22 protein-coding genes are annotated in these 20682 nt (G+C 37.9%); 1 reads left to right on the top strand and 21 read right to left on the bottom strand.

What is annotated here, in order from left to right; all coding sequences use genetic code 11:
* Nucleotides 1-213: 213 nt before the first annotated feature.
* The 3 genes from thrB to mecA all read right to left on the bottom strand — a co-directional run bounded on the left by thrB (nucleotide 214) and on the right by mecA (nucleotide 3256).
* Nucleotides 214-1083: a homoserine kinase gene (thrB, locus tag DXN33_RS02125; protein ID WP_115904210.1), complete on the bottom strand. Its 870-nt coding sequence runs from the start codon at nucleotides 1081-1083 to the stop codon at nucleotides 214-216.
* 1 nt (nucleotide 1084) lies between these two features.
* On the bottom strand, nucleotides 1085-2371 hold the full coding sequence (locus DXN33_RS02120; protein WP_033677534.1) for a homoserine dehydrogenase: 1287 nt from the start codon (nucleotides 2369-2371) through the stop codon (nucleotides 1085-1087).
* 147 nt (nucleotides 2372-2518) lie between these two features.
* Nucleotides 2519-3256, bottom strand: a complete 738-nt coding sequence (gene mecA / locus DXN33_RS02115) for an adaptor protein MecA (protein ID WP_115904209.1) — start codon at nucleotides 3254-3256, stop codon at nucleotides 2519-2521.
* Between the two features lie 128 nt (nucleotides 3257-3384).
* Here mecA and DXN33_RS02110 point away from each other — a divergent pair, with 128 nt between their 5' ends.
* Nucleotides 3385-4863: an oligosaccharide flippase family protein gene (locus DXN33_RS02110; protein WP_061590072.1), complete on the top strand. Its 1479-nt coding sequence runs from the start codon at nucleotides 3385-3387 to the stop codon at nucleotides 4861-4863.
* A 47-nt stretch (nucleotides 4864-4910) separates the two neighbouring features.
* Here DXN33_RS02110 and DXN33_RS02105 read toward each other — a convergent pair whose 3' ends face one another.
* From DXN33_RS02105 to aroA, 18 genes are all read right to left on the bottom strand, one after another.
* Nucleotides 4911-7502, bottom strand: coding sequence for an MBL fold metallo-hydrolase (locus DXN33_RS02105; RefSeq protein WP_115904208.1), 2592 nt, complete (start codon nucleotides 7500-7502; stop codon nucleotides 4911-4913).
* 39 nt (nucleotides 7503-7541) lie between these two features.
* Nucleotides 7542-8354 carry a phosphorylcholine transferase LicD gene (locus DXN33_RS02100; protein WP_049487269.1) on the bottom strand — a complete coding sequence of 271 codons (813 nt, stop codon included), beginning with the start codon at nucleotides 8352-8354 and terminating at the stop codon, nucleotides 7542-7544.
* Nucleotides 8355-8411: 57 nt separating this feature from the next.
* A complete protein-coding gene (locus DXN33_RS02095) occupies nucleotides 8412-10571 on the bottom strand; it encodes a LicD family protein (protein ID WP_115904207.1) in 2160 nt (719 codons plus the stop codon).
* Nucleotides 10572-10592: 21 nt separating this feature from the next.
* Complete coding sequence (locus DXN33_RS02090) at nucleotides 10593-11561, bottom strand: glycosyltransferase family 2 protein (RefSeq protein ID WP_115904206.1); 969 nt, start codon at nucleotides 11559-11561, stop codon at nucleotides 10593-10595.
* The gene (locus tag DXN33_RS02085) at nucleotides 11558-12394 is read right to left on the bottom strand and encodes a phosphorylcholine transferase LicD (RefSeq protein WP_115904205.1); all 837 of its coding nucleotides are present in this window, start codon (nucleotides 12392-12394) and stop codon (nucleotides 11558-11560) included. The genes DXN33_RS02090 and DXN33_RS02085 overlap by 4 nt, the downstream gene beginning before the upstream one ends.
* A gap of 178 nt (nucleotides 12395-12572) precedes the next feature.
* Complete coding sequence (locus DXN33_RS02080; protein ID WP_042750982.1) at nucleotides 12573-12866, bottom strand: hypothetical protein; 294 nt, start codon at nucleotides 12864-12866, stop codon at nucleotides 12573-12575.
* A gap of 3 nt (nucleotides 12867-12869) precedes the next feature.
* Complete coding sequence (locus DXN33_RS02075) at nucleotides 12870-13280, bottom strand: hypothetical protein (RefSeq protein WP_115904204.1); 411 nt, start codon at nucleotides 13278-13280, stop codon at nucleotides 12870-12872.
* On the bottom strand, nucleotides 13262-14485 hold the full coding sequence (locus DXN33_RS02070) for an Mbeg1-like protein (protein WP_115904203.1): 1224 nt from the start codon (nucleotides 14483-14485) through the stop codon (nucleotides 13262-13264). Before DXN33_RS02070 ends, DXN33_RS02075 begins: the two co-directional genes overlap by 19 nt.
* A complete protein-coding gene (locus tag DXN33_RS02065) occupies nucleotides 14485-14877 on the bottom strand; it encodes a DUF1310 family protein (RefSeq protein WP_115904202.1) in 393 nt (130 codons plus the stop codon). Before DXN33_RS02065 ends, DXN33_RS02070 begins: the two co-directional genes overlap by 1 nt.
* 15 nt (nucleotides 14878-14892) lie before the next feature.
* Complete coding sequence (locus DXN33_RS02060; RefSeq protein WP_115904201.1) at nucleotides 14893-15129, bottom strand: hypothetical protein; 237 nt, start codon at nucleotides 15127-15129, stop codon at nucleotides 14893-14895.
* Nucleotides 15122-15523: a DUF1310 family protein gene (locus DXN33_RS02055; protein ID WP_049546345.1), complete on the bottom strand. Its 402-nt coding sequence runs from the start codon at nucleotides 15521-15523 to the stop codon at nucleotides 15122-15124. The genes DXN33_RS02060 and DXN33_RS02055 overlap by 8 nt, the downstream gene beginning before the upstream one ends.
* Nucleotides 15524-15538: 15 nt before the next feature.
* On the bottom strand, nucleotides 15539-15769 hold the full coding sequence (locus DXN33_RS02050) for a hypothetical protein (RefSeq protein ID WP_181146396.1): 231 nt from the start codon (nucleotides 15767-15769) through the stop codon (nucleotides 15539-15541).
* The gene (locus DXN33_RS02045; protein WP_115904200.1) at nucleotides 15769-16152 is read right to left on the bottom strand and encodes a DUF1310 family protein; all 384 of its coding nucleotides are present in this window, start codon (nucleotides 16150-16152) and stop codon (nucleotides 15769-15771) included. Before DXN33_RS02045 ends, DXN33_RS02050 begins: the two co-directional genes overlap by 1 nt.
* Nucleotides 16153-16167: 15 nt before the next feature.
* The gene (locus DXN33_RS02040; protein ID WP_181146397.1) at nucleotides 16168-16593 is read right to left on the bottom strand and encodes a transposase; all 426 of its coding nucleotides are present in this window, start codon (nucleotides 16591-16593) and stop codon (nucleotides 16168-16170) included.
* Nucleotides 16594-16765: 172 nt separating this feature from the next.
* Nucleotides 16766-18076, bottom strand: a complete 1311-nt coding sequence (locus DXN33_RS02035; protein ID WP_049552439.1) for an LCP family protein — start codon at nucleotides 18074-18076, stop codon at nucleotides 16766-16768.
* Nucleotides 18073-18921 (bottom strand): prephenate dehydratase, encoded by an 849-nt coding sequence (gene pheA, locus DXN33_RS02030; RefSeq protein WP_115904198.1) that lies wholly within the window; start codon nucleotides 18919-18921, stop codon nucleotides 18073-18075. The genes DXN33_RS02035 and pheA overlap by 4 nt, the downstream gene beginning before the upstream one ends.
* Nucleotides 18918-19394: a shikimate kinase gene (locus DXN33_RS02025; protein WP_115904197.1), complete on the bottom strand. Its 477-nt coding sequence runs from the start codon at nucleotides 19392-19394 to the stop codon at nucleotides 18918-18920. The genes pheA and DXN33_RS02025 overlap by 4 nt, the downstream gene beginning before the upstream one ends.
* Nucleotides 19387-20670 carry a 3-phosphoshikimate 1-carboxyvinyltransferase gene (gene aroA / locus DXN33_RS02020; protein WP_115904196.1) on the bottom strand — a complete coding sequence of 428 codons (1284 nt, stop codon included), beginning with the start codon at nucleotides 20668-20670 and terminating at the stop codon, nucleotides 19387-19389. Before aroA ends, DXN33_RS02025 begins: the two co-directional genes overlap by 8 nt.
* Nucleotides 20671-20682 lie beyond the last annotated feature (12 nt).

The following is a 20682-nucleotide window of genomic DNA, read 5'->3' as shown; positions in this document are numbered from 1 at the left end:
TCTCTTCAAACCACGTCAGCTTACATCTGCAACCTCAAAACAGTATTTTGAGCTAACTTCGTCAGTTCTATCCACAACCTCAAAACACTGTTTTGAGCAGCCTGCGGCTAGCTTCCTAGTTTGCTCTTTGATTTTCATTGAGTATAAACTTCTTTTCAAAAAAAGGACAGGAAGCCCTCTGGTCGAGAGTTTCCCCATCCTATCTTCTATTCTTTATTTTGCTTCGACACGGACACCTTGGTTATCAACTTTCAAGTCATGAAGTTTTCCTTTGAAAGGTTGCTTTTCCAATTCTGCCTTAATCGTTGGCATCGTGTCATGAGAAGCCAAAACCATAACTGTCGGCCCAGCACCAGAGAGGTAGGTTGCATAGGCACCATTTTCTTTGGCTACTTGCTTAATCGTCGCAAATTCTCTCACCAAGTCCTGACGATAGCGCTCGTGGAAGAGGTCTCCCTCGATTGCTTGCCCAGCGGTCACCATGTCTCCTGCCAACAAGGCCGCAACCGCTACATTGGCGATAGAACTAGCTGCAACAGCTTCCTTGTAAGACAATTTCTTAGGTAAGACGCCACGGCTGTCTCGAGTACGCAATTCATAGTTTGGAATGTAGGCTAGGAAATCACACTCTGGGAAGTCTGCTACAATAGCTGAAACTTGCCCTTCAACGGAACTTGCAATAACGAGATTACCATAGATGGCGGGTGCCACATTGTCAGGATGTCCCTCAATCTTAGTTGCTAACTGCAGTTTTTCGTGATCAGTTAAATTAAGATTTGCAAGTTGGTTAGCTAATTCAATCCCAGCTACAATAACCGAGCTGGAAGAACCCAAACCACGCGCCAAGGGAACATCACTGGTCATTTTCAAGCGTCTTGGTTGCAAGTCTGGTACAATTTGTAAAGCAATTTTTAGTAAGAGATTACGCTCGTCATGAGGAATCCATTTGCCAATCTGGTGTTCAATCAACCACTCTTCTCGTTCTTCGCAGACCTCAATTTGAAGATACTTGGTTACAGCTACACCGACCGAGTCAAAACCTGGCCCGATATTGGCACTGGTTGCAGGTACAATAATCTTCATCTTATTCTCCTAGCACCTTGAAGGTATTCAAGAGGTCGAATTCTGAAACCTTCTTCAATTCAGCTGAGACATTTTCAAGCTGGGCTTTATTAATCTTGTGTGTGATGATCACGACACGCGCCTTGTCACCTTCTTTTCCATCTTGAAGGATTTGCTTGAAGGAAATATCTTGGGCATTAAAGATTTCAGCCAACTTCAAGACCTGACCTTTTGAGTCTGGAGCCAAGATTGAGAAGTAGTAGTTTGCTTTGACATCTTCAGGATTTGCCAAGACCAAGTCACGGCTGTATTCGTTGAAGTCTTTGCCAATGGTACCATCATTCAGGCGACGAACGATACGGACAATATCCGCCACAACACTTGTTGCAGTTGGTTTTTGACCAGCACCTGGTCCGTAGTACATAGACTCACCAATACCGATAGATTCTACAAAGACAGCGTTCATTACCCCATTTACACTGGCAAGTGGGTGTGCTTTAGGAAGGAAGGTCGGCGTTACTTCTGCAGCAATACCTGAAGGAGTTTCCTCGATAGAACCAACCAATTTCACTACATAGCCAAGATCTTGAGCTACAGCTACGTCTTCTGGTGTGATGTTGCGGATTCCCTTGTGGGCTACATCGTCAAATGCAACCTTCATACCAAAAGCAAATTGGCTCAAAATAACCATCTTGTAGGCTGCATCAATCCCATCTACATCATTTGTCGGGTCACTTTCTGCAAAACCTAGTCTTTGTGCTTCCGCAAGAGCATCATCGTAAGACCAGCCTTCTTCCACCATCTTGGTCATCATAAAGTTGGAAGTTCCGTTGACTACTCCAAGCACGCGCGTGATTTTATCAGAAGCCAAGGAATTTGCTAAAGTACGAAGAATTGGAATCCCACCAGCTACTGCTGCTTCGTAGTAAAGTGCTACCTTATTAGCTTGAGCGATTTCTAACAATTCTGCACCATGGACAGCCAAAAGGTCCTTGTTAGCAGTCACAACGTGTTTTCCAGCCTCCAAGGCACGAGTGATAAAGGTTTTAGCTGGTTCGATACGCCCCATCAATTCCACTACGATCGTAATGTCTTGATCTGACAAAATATCATCCACATTGGTTACAAAGTTAAAGTCATTCCCTGCTGCAAGCAAGCGATTCTTTTCATCTTCATCCTTGACCAACACCTTAGCAACTTCAATCTCTGAATGTGCTGATTGATTGATTTTTTCTCCATTTTCCTTTAGGAGGAAAGGCACACCACTTGCAACGGTACCAAATCCTAGTAAAGCAATTTTAACTGTCATGTTTGTCTCCTCGAAATTTTCTAATATAGCCATTATAACAGAATTTTGTGAAAATTCCTATTATAGTAAATCACTATTTCAGTCTAGAAAAAAACGAATCCGATGATTCGCTCTTCTTAAAATCTAGAAATAGCTTTCCAGAAATGATTATCCAATCTTTTGCAGATTGAGCACTGCATCGTGATTGATCAAGACTTGACCGTACTCCTGCAAGACTGAGCGACTGATGTCACTATCTTCCGCAAACTCGCGCATACGGGCCAAAAGCCAAGCTGGATATGGACTTGGATGATTTTCAATATCCACTAAAATGGTCAAATAATAGCGCTCATTCATCTTGTAGAGTTCAGAAGTTTCCATCTCAAAAGTCACTGTCTTAGCAAAAGACACCAAGTCAGCCAACTTAGCAAAAGAAAGGATATAGTAGATATAAGGTTCTTTCTTGCTCTCAGCTTCTTGTTCAGCCTGCTCCTGCTCTTCTTCCTTGGCTTCGACTTGCTCTAGAGATTGAATGGCTTCGATATCATCCTTTGTTTTGTCTGCGATACTTTTTTCCAAAGTTTTGATAAATTCATCTGGCGACATTTGAGCCAATTCTTCCATGTCTGGCAAATCCGATAAATCTTCAAAATCTAGATTTTGGTCAATCTTTGATTTAGTTACAAAGACATCTACCTTATCAGGTTTTGGAGTCACACGGAAGCTCAACATACCTGTATCCAAAAAGCTATCAGGCATCTCTAACTCATCCAAGATGGCATAAAAGAACTCTTCTGTTTTTTCTTGAGGAACGAGAAAGTCAGCAATCTCCATCCCTCGATCCATCAAATCTTCTAAAGACATCGTGATTTTTAAAGTTGTATCACTGATTTGTTTCATTTTCATTGCTAGTAACCTCATACTTTCAGTTCTATCTATTATACTAGATTTTTACGATTTTATCAAAAGAATGAAGCGAGAATGTGATATAATACTAGAGACCATTTTACAATACAAGAAAGAAAGAAAGTACAATGAAAAATATAAAAGTTAATGCACTGGCTAGCTTACTAGTCAATGTTCTCAATATCGTTTTTCCTCTGATAACCAATCCTTATCTGACGCGGATTCTCAGCAAATCCAACTACGGTTATTTCAATACCGCCAATACCTGGGCTAGCTTTGTCATTCCTTTAGCCGCATTTGGAATCTATAACTACGGAATTCGAGCTATCAGTAAGGTCAAGGACGACAAAGATAAGATTAATTATGTCTTCTCCAAGTTATTCTATATATCTGTAATTACTTCTGTCCTTACAACAAGTATCTATTTTTTGTTTATTTACCTAGATAATAGTATTGAAAATTTGAAAGAACTCTACTATATACTTGGTGTCCAGGCTCTCTTCCAATTCCTTTATATCGAGTGGATGAACGAGGCTTATGAAAACTATGCCTTCATCCTTTACAAGACATTGATTATTCGGATTGCCATGCTGGTTGCTATCTTTACCTTTGTTAAAACTGCAGATGATATCGTTCCTTATGCCATCGTCATGAGTGCGACAACTATCCTCAACTACCTGCTCAGTTTTCTTTGGATCAAGAGAGAAGTTTCCTTTGTCAAAATTGGTCTCATGGAATTAATCAAAGCATCTAAGCCACTCTTGACCATGTTGCTTCTAGCTAATGCCAATATGCTCTACACCTTACTTGATAGAATGTTTATCACCAAAGGACCTGATGAAAACTACATTTCTTATTATACCATTGCTTCTAGCATCGTCATGTTGATTGCCAGTGTCCTGAGTGGAGCTATCAACGTCAGTATTCCACGTCTCGGCTACTATCTCGGTAAGAAAGACTACGAATCTTATAAAAATCTTCTAAACCAAGGAGCCGCCCTCTTTTATTTTCTTATCATTCCAACCAGTATTGGGATGATGGTATTAGGAAACTACGCTGCAGTCATCTACTCTTCTGAAAAATACCTTGAAGCTGGTATTGTGACTAGTGTCTTCGCCTTTCGAACTATCATTTGGGCTATTGAGTTGATTCTCGGTAAACAAATTATCTTCATCAACGACCACGAAAATCGTTTAACAGCCTTTTACTTTATTGGTGGCGGAGCTAATATCCTACTCAACAGTCTCTTGTATTTCAATAATATTTTTGCACCAGAGTACTACATTGCTACTACTATTATTGCAGAAACTGTAGTTGTTCTACTGGAAATTTACTTTATCAAGAAGCATCATCTGCTTGACTTAAAAGAAATATTTACTACTTTAACACGCTATACTATTGTATCGCTCGGATTCATTCCAATTTATTTCACTTTTAAATTTCTTTTCCAAATCAACTCTTATACAGTCAACCTCAATATGATACTCATGGTACTCTTGACTGTTGCGACTTGCGGTATCTATTATCTCTTGACGCTATTTCTTACCAAAGATAAAACACTCCACTATGCACTCAATCTTGCACTTGCTAAGATTAAAAGAAATTAAAAGAATCCCCTGCTAATAGACTATTCTACTAGCAGGGGATTTTCTCATTATTCCTTTTCTTTCTTGTCGGAACTACTTGACTCTATAATTGAGTCCTCTTTTTGTTTTTCTGAATTAGAAGAGTTAATTTCTTTATGATTTTCTTGCTTTTCTGCCTTATTAATCTTGTCTGATTTATCAGTTAGAGTAGATGTTTCCTGTTTGTTTGTAGAATGATTTTGCTGCTTATCAACAGTAACTACTTGTCTCCATACACCTTCTTCATTAACTTTATAACCATCAGGTGTGGTAGAATTTTTCAATAAGGAACCATCTGCTTGGAAATAGTACCAATGACCATCAACCTGTTTCCAGCCAGTTTGCATCGCTCCTGTTGAATCAAAGTAATATTGATCACCATTGACTTTTTGAAGGCCAACCAACATAATACCATCTTCAGGATTTAGATAATACCAGACGCCTTTGTCTTTTATCCAACCAGTTTTCATGGCTCCATTTGATTCAAAGTAACGGTAATGATTATCAAACCATTTCCAGCCAGTCTGCATGGCACCAGATGCACTAAAGTAATATTGCTTGCCATCTACTTGATTGAGTCCAACCAACATAGCGCCTTCCTTAGATTCAAGATAATACCACATATCATGATCTTTTAGCCAACCAGTTTGGAGTGCACCAGATGAGGCGTAATAATGCCAGACATCATTTGACCACTGCCAGCCAACTTGCATGTTACCTGAGGATTTAAAGAAATAGGTTTTTCCATCAATCGCTTTAGATCCTACGGCCATGATACCTGTTTCTGGATCCAAATAATACCATGATTCTTTATCTTTCAACCAACCAGTTTTCATAGCACCTGAGTTCGTATAGAAGTACCAGCTATTGTCTTGCCACTTCCAGCCAGTCTGCATGGCACCACTAGCATTCAAATAGTAACGAATACCCTTTATATCTTGTCTGCCAGTTAACATGATGCCATCTTTATCCAGATAATACCATGTTTCCTGATCCTTGACCCAGCCAGTTTTCATAGCTCCAGAACTTGCAAAATAGTTCCAGTGACCATCAACAAAGGCCCAGCCAGTTTGCATGACACCTTCTTGATTAAAGTAGTATGTGCTTCCATTGATATTCTTTTTACCGACAGTCTTTAGACCATCCTCATCATAGAAATACCAAGCTGAATCAATCTTTTGCCAAGTTGAAGGCTTACCTGAAATTTGTAGTACGCCACTTTCGCTAAAGAACATCTTCTTACCATTAAAAACTTGGTGTCCTGTCAGCATCTTACCATCTGCCGCAAAAAGGTATTTTTTCCCTCCAATTTCAGAGAGCTCGCTAAATCGTCTAGCACCATTCGACTGGATATAATACCAAGAGTTATCTAGCTTGAACCATCCACCAGTTTGCATTTTACCATTTTTGTTCAGATAGTAATCATTCCCCTTGGCATTTTCTCCCCAGTCGTCATTAAGGTGAAGCCAGCGGCCTGCTTGCATTTGTCCTTTTCCATTAAAGAAGTAAGTGGCTCCGCCAATCTCTTTCCAGCCGATAGCCATTTCCCCGTCAGACAAACGATATTTCCAATAGCCATCTTCTTGATACCATTTTTCGTCAACTACTGGGATATCAGGGAAGGTATTTGAAACATTAGCAAATCCTTTATCGCTAATATCAAAAACAGTAGCGTCTTGAGTTTGGCTAGCAGCACGAAGAACCTGAATATTTTTCTTCTGAAGGTATTCTCTAGTTGAAGCAACATTAATATCTCCACCAGTTGTCTGAATAATCATTTTTGGTGATAAGTTTTCAAGGAAATTAATCGTATTTGAAATTGTCGCATCATAATGGTGGTTCCATTTCATCATATCAACCTTGCCGATAACTGGACCTAACTTATCTTCTGCTCCTTCGGCATTATCCAAATCTCCACCAAGATAGATTCTCTTTCCTGCCACAGTCACTACTGAAACAATGGAGTTGGAGTTATCATCTCGAACTTTTTTCAGATTCCCATCAGCATCATATTCATTCTTATAGTTGTAGAGCTGGATATCCATATCACCTAATTTTATATGGCTATACTCATCTGAAATATTCTGGATAAGCGTAACTCCTCGTTTTTGAGCTGCTCTCAAAGCATTATCATAATTGAAAAGATTATCCCATAGACCCCACTTTGCTGTGATTCGATCATCTGAATATTTTTTCAAATAAAACTTACCAACCTGATAACGATTGAGTATTTCGTCTGCTCCACCAATATGATCACTATGAACATGAGTTCCTATGATAAAATCTAATTTTTTAACACCTATTTCATCTAGGTGGCGAATCAATCTATCCTCTAATACTTGATAATTTCTCATAGAAATTCCCCAACGACTTGGATAGCGTGGGTCACTCCCATCAGGAAAATCATAGTCTTCTCCCATATCAATCAAAGCATAGTGACCATTGCTTTCCAGAAGGATGGCGTCACTCCCAGATTTTGCTTTAGTATTTATGAAATGGATACGATTGCCCGAACCTGCAGAGATAGTATTTGCATCTACTCCTTGCGATAACTGAATCAGCGCTAGAAAGAATACAAGAAAACTATACCCAACTAATTTTATTAACTGTTTATTTTTCATCTTGAAAACCCCTTTATTTTAAAAGATAAGAAACTTATACTAATCAATCCAATAATTTTTATCTCCTCCTGGCACTTGTTGCTCAATGGGTGGCGGACTCATATAGTTTTCTCCAAATTCGTAGACAAGTAATTCATGGTATTTTCTAGGAACCTTGACCACAATGTTTTCATACGGCATATCAATCAAATCATAGAGCCATTCTTTTTTTATACCATCTGGATAATAGGAATCATAGATAGTACAAGTGAGATCTGTTGCTTGATCCACACTATACTTCAAAGCAAGACTCTCTAATTTTTGGTTCCATATCTGTGGGGAAGTTAAACGAAAAATAGCTGACCCCATATAACGAGGGAGATTTTTAAGTCCACCATTCTCAGACTTAATCCCTTTAAAATTCAAAGAAGAAAGACGAATGAAATATTTGTAGAGCTTCATTTTCTTCTGGTCACTTTCTTGCGTTACGACACCATCATATGGAAAGATGTCAACGCAGGTTCCCAATACGACCGTTTTATCTATAAGATTAGCATCTCGACGTGTCCTCACATCATAGACTCGCATATAACTGTAAGGATACCCCTTTGTTTCTCTGAATGAAATTAATTTGTAGTAGGGATGATTTTCATTTTTTAAAACCTTATACAGTTTTTCAAACTCATCACGCGCTAAGGAAATATCTGTATCATCATCCCAAGGTATAAATCCTTTATGGCGTACAGCTCCTAGTAATGTTCCAAAATCAATAAAATATTTGATATGATGTTGTTCACAAAGATCATGAAGATACTTCAAAATATCTAATTCTACTTGTTTGATTTCTTCAAGAGTTAAAGTTCTTTCAGACATAGGTTTTATTCTCCTAATTTTGACTATATTTTTAAACGTTTCTTAATCCCAATCCAGTTATTTAGACTTTTTAACAATCTTCCACAATTTAAAATCATGATGAGATACTCTTTGTTCAACTGGCGGCAATTGCATATAATCTCCGTAGTCTGAGGTCAAAATTTCATGATATTTTTTCGGAATAGTAAATTTCTTACCTTCAAATGTTCCAGTAGTAACTTGTTCTAGCCATTCGCGTCTCCACACTGGTTTGTTCATATCCTTGTAGATAAGATAATCCACTTCCTCATAATCTGACACTTTACGTGATTTAGCAAGTTCTTCAATTTGTGCAACGTATTTATTTGTATTTGTGAAATAAAAAATAATAACTGAAATATAGCGTATCAGTGAATTCAGAACACTTTTCGTATTGGTGATACCTTTAAATGTATAGCAACTCAATTGACGTTTCTTTATCAGCTTTGTCATCTTGTTCTTGAAATTGGCATCATTCTCGTAGCCATCTACAGGGAAAATATCTACATAAATCCCCATATTTGAATCAATACGAACATCTTCTTCTAGCAAGTAGGTATGGTTATCCTGCACTTTCATGAAGGGATAGACATAGTTGAGATTATTTTTATAAGACATCACTTCGTAACGTTCATCAGGGTTAACAATAAGATAGTCTTGCAACTTTTCATAATCTTCTCGTAACATACAGATATCCATGTCATCATCCCAAGGAATAAAACCTTTATGACGAACCGCACCGATAAGACTGCCATAAGCTAGGAAATATTTGACACCAATTTTCTGGCAAGTTTCATGAATGTATTCCATGATTCCTAGTTCCATCTGTTGGATCTCTCTAATATCAGTTACTTCCTGATAACGAATACCTTCATCACGTTTGCAAACAACTAATCCATAACCAATAATCAACCAAAAGATAATATTAATAAAGTTAGTTGAGTACATAATCTGACTTTCAAATAATTGACCGAACAAGATGCCAAAGAAAAGAATCATAATCAACTTTTCAGAGTTCTTTTTAGAAACAATCAAATAAGTCAAAAAGCGCTTAATTATATATCCTAGTAGAAGTAGAAAAGATACTAAACCTAAAATTCCAGAACTAACAAATATCGTTACCAAAATGTTATGGAAATTTCCACCAATAAGAGAATTTTGAATCTCAAATTTACTGAAATATTTTGTGTAATAATCTGGAACATTTCTTACACCATAACCAAAAATTGGTTTCTCACTTCCCATTTTTATAGCATTTTTCCAAATATAAGTTCTGCCACTAGGTGTTGTTTCTATTAGATGAAGTTCACCTGTTTTTTTTATAACTGAAGAATCCGTTTCTGCATAAGATTGTCCTTTATTTAAGTCTAATACAGTCGCTTTCCCCGAGGATATGTAAATAGAGGTTACATAACTCAATCCGATGTTAGCAGCAGAAACAAGTAAAGCAGAAATAATAAAGATTAGAAATCGCTTAGCTAACTTGCCCCCGTTAATAAAGAAACTATAAAACCCAATCATTAACACTAAAGATAATAAAGCTCCTCTACTTTGCATGGTTGCGAAGTAAACTAATTGAATTACATTATTCAGTTTAAGATAGACAGAATATTTACTTCCTTTATGAATCAAATACATAGCCAAAATAATGCTAATGTATGAAAATATCGCACTAGCATTTGGATTAACAATCCCCCACAGACGTCCATTCATAACACCATAGTAATAAGATTGTTCGCCAATCTTAAATAGGATAAGGACTCTACTTACCAATAAACCAAACGCAAAAATTGCTGAAGAAAAAGATACAATTTGAACCGTATAGGCAATCCAGTCAAATAATTTTTTAAGTTGCCCTGATTCTAACATGGTAAATAATAAAATATAGGTCACCATAAAGAGGATCTCTATCACATTTCCAATCAAATGTCCAGAGCGATTAAAAATAGCTGATAACAGATGACTTCCAGCCAATAGACCAAATAAGGACAGAAATTTGCGATCTACTGTGATTTCTTTCCACTTAAACAATAAGGTACAGCAAATATAAAGTACTACAATCGCTGATAATCCCTTGTAGAGGGGATTTGCTATCTTATAAACCAGTGAACTCATACTTAAAATCGAAATAAAAACAAATAGATACGCAATCCATAGTTTTGATTTTTCAAAGTATTCATCCAATTTTGAAAAATTCATTTTCAACTCCTTCTCATGATATTAGTTTTTTAATCCAACAATTTTCTTATATAGCCATGGAGAAATGACAAGTGAGAGGATCGCTACCTTGCGAAAAGTAGTGAAATAAGCATCCTTCCATATTTCACGTCGATGCTGAACAATCCAAGTCCTCAGCTCGGCTTTCTCCTTTTGATACTCTCCACGTGAAGTAAAGATAATTTTATCGTAAACTGTGATGTACGACCAACATTCTCTATTTTTTAATTCGTGTTTTAAATTAGGAAAAATTTGTGAAACTTGAGCGATTATTTGCTTATAAACTTCTATCGTATCAAATACATACCGATTAACAGATGTTGTCGCACTTCCCTCACGATGATCATAATAATAAATCGGTTTGTCAATAAATACGCTACTACATCTTGTCTTTAGTAACAATTCAGTTAAAAATAGGGCATCTTCAGCCAGGTGATAATTTGTATTAAACTTTTCATCCGCAAGCAGGTCTCTCTTAAACAGTTTTGCGACTGGAAAAAATGACGTTCTGGTAGTCATCAGTAGTTCCTTCATGGTTTCTTCTGTCGACCAGAGTTCTGTTTTTCCAGAATGTGGAGGAAGGTCTGTTACAATGCCATTTTTGATATGGTGTAGAGGAGCAATCACAAAACCTACATGTTCTCCCTCAACTGCACTAGCTAAAGTAGCTAGATAATCATTGGTGACGAAATCATCGCTATCAATAAAAGTTATCCAAGCACCTGTCGCTAGCTGAATTCCAAGATTTCTTGCATTAGAAACACCAGCATTTTCGATATGGTAAACCTTGATATTCTCATACTGATTTGCTAAATCATCACAGATCTTTCCACTAGAATCAGTAGACCCATCATTTATTAGGATTAGTTCAAAATTGGTATAAGTCTGATGAAGAATTGACTCCACACATCGTTCCAAATAGGTTTCTACATTGTAGACTGGAACGATAACGCTTATTTTTTCTCCCATCATACTCCGTATTCTCCCTTGTACTCTCTATAACTCTTATCCATGTCTGCTATAATCGCATCATGATGCGGCACCTGCTTATCTGCTGGTGGAGGTGTCATATAATCACCAAAAGCAGTGCTGAGATAGGCATCGTAGCCAACTGGAATGGGCATCTCTGTCTCTTCAAATGGCAAGAAGAGATTATCTTCAAAGGATGCGATTGGGTACTTGTTTCTCATGTAGCCAGGCCCTGAGCATAATTCCGTGATTCCATCACTCTCAGCTAGACCATACTTGGTCATTTCTTTTTCAGCTTTTTTCCAAATGCGATAACGGAGAGATTTTGGAGTCAAACCGAGTAAAATACGGCTTCCCCACTTCATAAGTGCGCCATGTTTTTCTGGAATAGTTTGGGCACAAAACAGAGAATAGATCAGGGCCCAACGAACCTGTTTTTTCCGCTCAGCTGGATTTTTAGGATAATAATCCAAAGGCAAAACATCCAAAGCCAAACCATGTGGCAAATCCAAATCTTGCTGGTAAGGTTTAATGCAGGTAGTTTCCTTGTCACGAATAGTAATAAAAAGATTGCGGTCGACAAAATCCTTGTTACTCTTTGACAAGAAATAACGCTCATCTGCATAACGAGGCCATAATTCTGCCAATTTTTCATAATCCTTACGGGGCATAAAAAAATCTAGATCATCATCCCAAGGAATGAAACCCTTGTTTCGAAGGGCACCAATAGCACCTCCACCACAAAGATAACAAAGCAAATCATGTTCTTTACAAAATGCGACGAAATATTCAGCCATTTCCAGACTACGAGCCTGAATCGCTTTCAAATCACTCATGTCTCTCCTCTTCTGTTCAATAACGAGTTATATCGTTTTATTATACCATAAAAAAGCCTTAAAAATCCATCAGACACTAAGAAAAATCAAAGTTCAAACCACTATTTTACTGGTGATTCGAACCTTGATTTTTCCTGTATTAATCTCCTATCCAATTCCAATTGTAGAATATTCATCTCTACACAATCGTATCATAATCTTTTTCTTTCGTCTTCAAAGTCTCAACAACCTTTGTCGAATAAGCTCCTTTCATAGTTGTATCGAGTTGACTAGAAATCATCCCTAGTGCTGTCTTTGTTGCTAGAGCTTCTGTTTTGATCTTAAAGTCACCATCTGACATCAAATTATTACGCTCATTCAATTTGATCGGTGAATAGATATGACTGATTAGTAAACGTTCTAGTCCCTTCTGAATCTCAATCATATTATTGTTCACTCCTGAGAAGAAATCATTAATCATTTCATCAAACATAAGCTATCCCTTCCTTTTTTCTTGTTCGAGTGTCGTCTTTAGACGATGTAATGTATCTATATCCTCTTCTAATTTTCGTCGTTCTCGTCTATACTCAATCTCTTCTTTTTCAATACTTTGTTCCAAAGCGCGCTGATTTCTTATAAATCCTATAGATACTGCTTGGCTAAAGTCCGAAGCTATTCTGTTTAATCGTGCTCTTTCCTCAGTAGTATCCACGTCCACTTGTCCTAGGTAATGCTGCATCATCTGATACTTTCTTTCCATCATATGCAACAATTGGTTCCGTTTTTGCTGAAGGTTTTCAAATTGTTCTTCTCTTTGTTGGCGAATAGAACGATTGCGTTCATCTAATAAATCTAAATGGTTTTGCTTTGTTCTTAATTTCTGCCAGATTACTTGACTTTCATCCATTCTTTAAAATTCCCTGCTAACTCTTTATCATCTTCCAATTTCTTTTGGACACCATCTGCTATTTGCTTTTCTAAACTTTGAAAATCTTCGGCTAGTTTTTCTGATTTTTTGATTTTTGGATAGAAATAATGATCAAGATCATCTACGATTGTCGTACGAGATACTCCTCCATCAGAATAGGCTGTCGCCACCTCTGTAGGTGATAAAATAAAACCAAAGGGAACGTGATAAGTGCTCGCTACTATTTTCTCTGCTTCTTGGTGAGCTTTATGAACTATGGAGCAAATCTCTTCATGACCAGCATTTGCGACTTCATGCAATCCCGATGAAATCGTTAAGGCCTGTTCGGAGTCTAAAAAGAGTTTCTCACCACTCGTATAACCGCCTGAAGCCAATGCCTCTTTAGCCTTTGCATAGGAATACAAGCCGCTGGAAACCTTATCCAAACCAGATGAATACCGTTTTTCAAACGATGAACGATCATTCTTAATTTTAAGACTACCATCTTCATTAAAAACATAACCGCCCCACAAGTGTTGAGAATATACAAAATCTACCTGTTGTACAGAGTCCACATGATGCATCATCCCTACAACACCGACACTATCCATTCTATTTTTAGGGTAACCTATAGGAACCAAATCTTTATCATCAACGTAATTATGAATACGGTACTTTATCGCATCCACACGCTGCCGCTGTTCTTTGGTCAAGACCGGATAGATATTCGGGCCTTGGTAGATATAAGCTCCTGAAATACGTGAAATGTCCCTAACATTAGCTAGGGCGTATTGAGCATTCATAGAACCAAGAGAGTGACCATAAACTGAGATTTTAGCGTTTGGATATTCCAACATTATATCATCTAAGATAGATGCCGCCGCCTTCAACTGAGAAGTCACCCCTTCTTCACCTTTCAAAATATTTTGAGCCATGGGAATATCATTTGCAAGCCAATCCACTTCCCATCCTTCATCAAATGGCGCTTTAGAACCTTCGTAAAGAACGGACACTTCAGATTGGTCTGGACTCTCAACTACGTAAACCTTTATTCCTGTCTCGTTTTCTATCACCTGACGGACTGTACCGATATCTTCTAGTTCTCCTTTATCGTTTTTAATAGTCATAGGGTCACTGGGTTCATAGACTGAATACTCCTCGTTTGCTATTCTTTGTCGCTCTTGATCACTGTAATCTCTACTCATTATTTCTCCTTTATCAGATTGTGCAATTTCCCTGAGTATCCCCCACTGGAAAAATCCACCTTATTTTTTTGCGAGTTTTTCTCTAGGGTATACCTTACATATAGTTCATTATCTTCATTTACATAAACAGAAAAATTTATTCCTCCCATAGGGTTATGTTGAATAGATTCTGTATCTATTTCATAAGACTGGATTACTCCTTCATTTGTAAAAGCTTTCCCATCTATGTAATTTAAATAATGCTCTATTATTTCTTTAACTTCCTCACTCTCTACAATTCTCACCATCTCGTCTTGTTCTACTTTTTTCATCACCTTGTATCCTCCTATACTTAATCCAACAATAACTAATAAACTAGCTAAAACGATTCCTATAATTTTTAATGACTTCATGACATCTCCTTTATGTTATTTTACAAATATATCAAGTACTGATTTACTTATAGTATACCATAAAGATTTGTCTGGACTCACAACTACGTAAACCTTCAATCCTGTCTCGTTTTCTATTACTTGACGAACTGTACCGATATCTTCTATCTCTCCTTTATCATTTATGATTTTCAAGGGATCTGTTTCAGAATACTTTGTATACTCTTTATTAGCAATTTTTTGACGTTCATGATCACTATACTGTCTACTCACTTTTTCTCTCCGTTATCATTTTTTCAAATTTAGCAGAGTTTCCTCCGCCATCATTAACTAACTTTCCACTTTTTTTATCTTTATTAATAGTGAAAAATACATATAATTCTTCGTCATTATTTATATAAATTTTTAATTTGATCCCTCCCATTGGACTATGATTGATGGATTTATCATCAATTTGATAAGACTTTATTTTCCCTTTATTTGTTAAATAAAATTGATCCATTTCTTTCAAATCATCTTCTATAATCTTTTTGACTTCCTCACTCTCTACAATTCTCACCATCTCATCATGTTCTGCTTGTTTCATCACTTTAAATCCTCCTACGCTTAATCCAACGATAACTAATAAACTAGCTAAAACAATTCCTACAATTTTTAATGGTTTCATGACGTCTCCTTTATGTTATTTTACAAATATATCATGTACTGATTTACTTATAGTATACCGTAAAGATTTGTCTGGACTCTCAACTACGTAAACCTTCAATCCTGTCTCGTTTTCGATCACCTGACGGACTGTGCTGATGGAACTTTTTCGAGTTTCTATATAAATATCATTATCAACTTGTAATGTATTATCATATTCTTTTTCAGCAATTAACTTTCGTTCATAGTCGCTATACATAGAATTCATCAGTTTGAGTCTCCCTTTAATTTTTCCAGAGGTGGATTACTCCCACCGCCATTTCTTAATTTACCATCACTATCTTTATGTAAGAAAACACTAACTTTATAACTTGAAGAATCATTTATATACAAATAAACAATTATTCCTCCCATTGGATTATGTTCAAAAGAATCAACTTTATATGATTTAATAATTCCTTTTTCTGTTAGAGCATTCGGATCTATTTGTTTTAAGCGCACTTTAAAAATCTCTTTCGTTTCCTCACTCTCTACAATTCTCACCATCTCATCGTGTTCTACTTTTTTCATCACTTTATATCCTCCTACACTTAATCCAACAATAACTAATAAACTAGCTAAAACGATTCCTATAATTTTTAATAACCTCATGACATCTCCTTTATGTTATTTTACAAATATATCAAGTACTGATTTACTTATAGTATACCATAAAGATTTGTCTGGACTCACAACTACGTAAACCTTCAATCCTGTCTCGTTTTCTATTACCTGACGGACTGTGCCGATATCTTCTATCTCTCCTTTATCGTTTTTGATTTTCACGGGATCTGTTTCAGAATAACTTGTATACTCTTCATTAGCAATTTCTTGACCAGAGAAAATCTCTTGTAAATAGGAAAATAAAAGAGTAGATACAAGCATTTTAGGGTGATAAGATGGCTGACCAAAGGCATGATAGAAGGCGTCGAAGTGACAATCTTCCAAGGTATTCACCACTTTTTCAATAGTAAAGACAAGATGATCTTGTGGTAAGAAAGAACTGATTTCTAGTGGTATAGTTGTTTGATTTGTGTTATAGTGAATAGGCATGGGATAGACTTTCTAAATGGTTTATTAAGCAATTCTATTTTACAAAGACTATCGCAACCATGTAAAAAAGCAACGGCAAATCCGTTGCTTTTTTTGGAGATAAGGGACTATTGTCCAAGGATCGTTATTTTATATTTAAAGTATAGTTTTTTATTTGGAATTTTGTCTTATCTTATCTCATTCCCATTTGAGAAAGTTTAGTTTGATATTTATTTTGGTCTACTAAGAGTGCCTGTCCTCCATAAACATCATAATCATCTACCCAATCACCTAGTTCTGGAACCGTTAATCTCTCAATGCCATTTTGCGCTCCATCTAGGAAGGATAAACCATTTGTCAATAAGAAACTATAGGGAACATTCGTAGAGGTCATCCCAAAGACCTTACCAAGTGCTTCTGATCCAGTAAAAAGTTTAGTTGGATCCTTGAGTTGCTGCAGAACAGCTGTCAGCACTTGCTGTTGTCTCTTGGTACGACCGTAATCACCTTCATCATCATCACGGAAGCGAGCATAATTGAGCAAGGTTGAACCGTTCATCTGCTGTTTCCCAACTTTGATAGTCTGGGTTGGAGACTCTGTTTCTGTAGCATGCAAGTCATCTCCCACCGTAGCTTCGGTTAAAGGTTGACCTTCTAAGGTTGAGAATTTGGCATCAATCGTCACCCCATCAGGGAAGAGAGTGTCAATAGCGGTTGCAAAGGCCTGAAAATCAACCAAGGCATAGTACTTAATGTCCAAGTCAAAATTATCTTTCAATACTTGGCGAACCATTTCTGCTCCTTTTTGGCCTTCCTGTTCCCCTAGTTCATAGGCTACATTTAACTTGTTATCTGTTTGTTTCTTTCCATTGATAATCTTACTATATCCATCAATATAAACTAAGTTATCACGCATGAAGCTGACCAACTTAATTTTCTTATCTGAGCCACCAACGTTTAAGACCATAATAGAGTCCGTTCTTGTTTCAGCACTATTTTGGCCAATCCGTCCATCCGTTCCCATAATCAAAATATTGACCCCATCCTTGGTATCTTGACCATGAAAAACTTCTACTTGAGCTGCCTTAGCATTGGCAGGTTTGTTTGGATCCGCATTTGAATAGCCTTTTAGGAACATAAAAATCATGCCAAAACCGACACAGGCTAGAAGGGCAAGCAATCCTGCAAAAATGCGCCCCCAACGAATCTTACGTTTTTTGGACTTAACCTTTGGAAGAGGATGACTTTTCTGATATTTTTTTGCACGACTACGGTTACCGTAGGTTGGAAGAGGAGACTGATTGATTGGTTCCATGAAAGAATCTTCCATATCGTGATTTTCATTATGAATTTCTGGAGAAGCTTCACTACTACTAGCCATATTTAACTTACCTTGCAGGTATGCAAACTCTTTTTTCTCTCGCTCATTGAGGTAATGAATATTTTTAAAGAGATAGTCATAACGTAACTGCTCGTGATGGTTTAAAGGATTTTCTTTACTCATCTTCTCTCCTTTCCATGGTCTGATATTGGATAAATGGGATAGGCACCCAGAACTTTATACTGGATTCCAATCGCTTCTAATTCTTTTTGGGCAAAGTGGACCAGATTCTTATCGGCATAGTCCACATCGATAATGAAAAAGTATTCACCCAGTGCTGTCTTGAGTGGACGACTTTCAATTTTTGTCAGGTCAATTCCTCTCCAAGCAAAGGTCGACAGGGCCTTATAAAGTGCACCTGGAAGGTTGTCCGGTAAGGTCAAGGCCAAACTCATTTTCTCAGTTTGTGCTTTCAATGGAATAGAAGGCTTTTCAGCTCCTAAAACCCAGAAACGTGTGAAATTGGCTTCCATTTCCTGAATATCCTCGGCAATCAGTGCTAAGCCATATTCTTCGGCAGAACTTCTAGGTGCAATGGCTGCATAAGGCTGGTCTGGATGTTCGGAAATAAAACGGGCCGCATAAGCTGTACTAGCTGTTACCTCGATTTGGGCCTCTGGATATTGTTCATCGATGAATTTCTTTCCTTGAGCCAAGGCCTGTGGATGTGAAAAAATCTTTTCAATCTTATTATGACCTGGAACCACCATCAACTGCTGATGAATAGGCTGAACGATTTCTGCCACTGCTTGGATGCGAGCCTGATGAAAAAGGTAGTCCAAGGTTTCATGAACACTACCCTCTATAGAATTTTCAACTGGCACCACAGAATAGTCCACCAATCCTTGCTCATAGGCCTTGATGACATCTGTAATATTGGCAAAGGCCTGCAATTCCTCCTGAGGAAAAGCTGTCTGCACAACGTGGTGTGAAAATGATCCCTTGGGACCTAGGTAAGCAATTTTCATCTCAGTTCCTCTATAATTTCCTCTGGGCTTAACTTGGTCACATCCAAAATCCGACTAGCCACTTCCTCATACCAAGCCTGTCTTTCTTGAAAAATAGCTGCAAGTTCTTCCTTGCTATTATTTAGAAAAAGCGGGCGCTGATTGTCCTTATCAGCTGCTATGCGTTGGTAGAGGGTTTCAAAATCAGCTTTCAGGTAGATATTATCAGAATTTGTCTTTAGTAAGTCACGATTTCGCTGAGAAACGACCACTCCTCCACCAGTTGACACGACTTGATCTCTTTGTAGTAAATCAGCTAGGATTTCTGATTCTATCTGACGAAAGGCTTCTTCTCCCTTTTCCGCGAAAAATTCCGCAATGGACATACCTAAGCGCTTCTCTATCAGAGCATCCATATCAAGGTAATTAGGGTCCAATCCTCTTGCAATAGTCGATTTGCCAGCTCCCATAAATCCTAGTAATACCTTAGTCATGAATCAAGCTCTCCAAATCATCAAAGAAGCTAGGATAGCTGGTATTGATGGCTTCTGCACGGTCAAGCTCCACTTCTCCATCAGCAACCAAGAGGGCCGCGATAGCCGTCATCATGCCGATACGATGGTCTCCAAAAGTATTGACTCTAGCACCGTGAAGGGCTGATTTTCCTTTGATAATCATTCCATCTGCTGTAGGTGTGATATCCGCACCCATGCTATTTAAAGCGTCTGCCACAACCTGAATGCGGTCTGTTTCTTTGACTTTAAGTTCCTCAGCATCCTTAATAACTGTTACACCTTGAGCTTGGGTCACAAGTAGAGCGATAACTGGCAATTCATCAATCAAGCGTGGAATCAAAGCGCCACCAATCTCTGTTCCTTTCAAGTCAGAAGACTCAACAGTCAAAGTAGCAGATTTAGCGACTGGGTCAATTTCAGTAACTTCTAATTTTCCACCCATGGCGCGAATGACATCAATGATACCAGTACGCGTTTCGTTGATGCCCACATTCTGCAACACTACACGAGAGTTTGGAACAATCAAACCTGCGACCAACCAAAAGGCTGCACTGGAAATATCTCCTGGAACAACCACCTTTTGTCCTGTCAATTTTTGCGGTCCTTGGACTGTGATTTTCTTGCCATCCACACTTAAATGACCACCAAATTGTTGCAGCATATCTTCAGTATGATTACGGGTGCACTCTTTTTCGATAATTACAGACTCCCCCTGGGCCTGCAAGGCCGCAAACATCAAGGCTGACTTGACTTGGGCAGAGGCAATTGGCAACTCATAATGAATAGGGCTTAGGTTTTTCGTCCCTTTTAAATGAAGGGGAGGAAGATCTCGCTCAGTTTGCCCTGAAATACTAACGCCCATTTTTTTCAGTGGAATCGTCACACGGTCCATAGGACGTTTGGAAAGACTGTCGTCTCCGAACATCTCTACTTCAAAATCTGCACCAGCAAGGACACCTGAAATCAGACGAATCGAGGTGCCAGAATTTCCCATATCAAGGGCATTTTGCGGCGCTTTTAAGCCATCCATGCCTACACCTTGAATGGTAATAACCCCATCTTTGTCCTCAATTTCAACACCAAGGTCACGAAAAACCTGCATGGTCGAAAGAACGTCTTCACCTCGCAGAATATCATAAACCTTGGTCTCACCCTCAGCCAAACTTCCAAAGATTATGGAACGATGGCTAATAGACTTGTCACCTGGAACTCGGATACTGCCGTGTAAGTGGCTAATGTTTGTTTTTAGTTTCATACTGGACCTCAT

The sequence above is a fragment of the Streptococcus sp. NM genome (assembly GCF_003390135.1).
In the GTDB taxonomy this organism is placed as follows: Bacteria; Bacillota; Bacilli; order Lactobacillales; family Streptococcaceae; genus Streptococcus.
The sequence above is the reverse complement of the archived record's forward strand: the minus strand, read 5'-3'. Positions and strand labels throughout refer to the sequence as shown.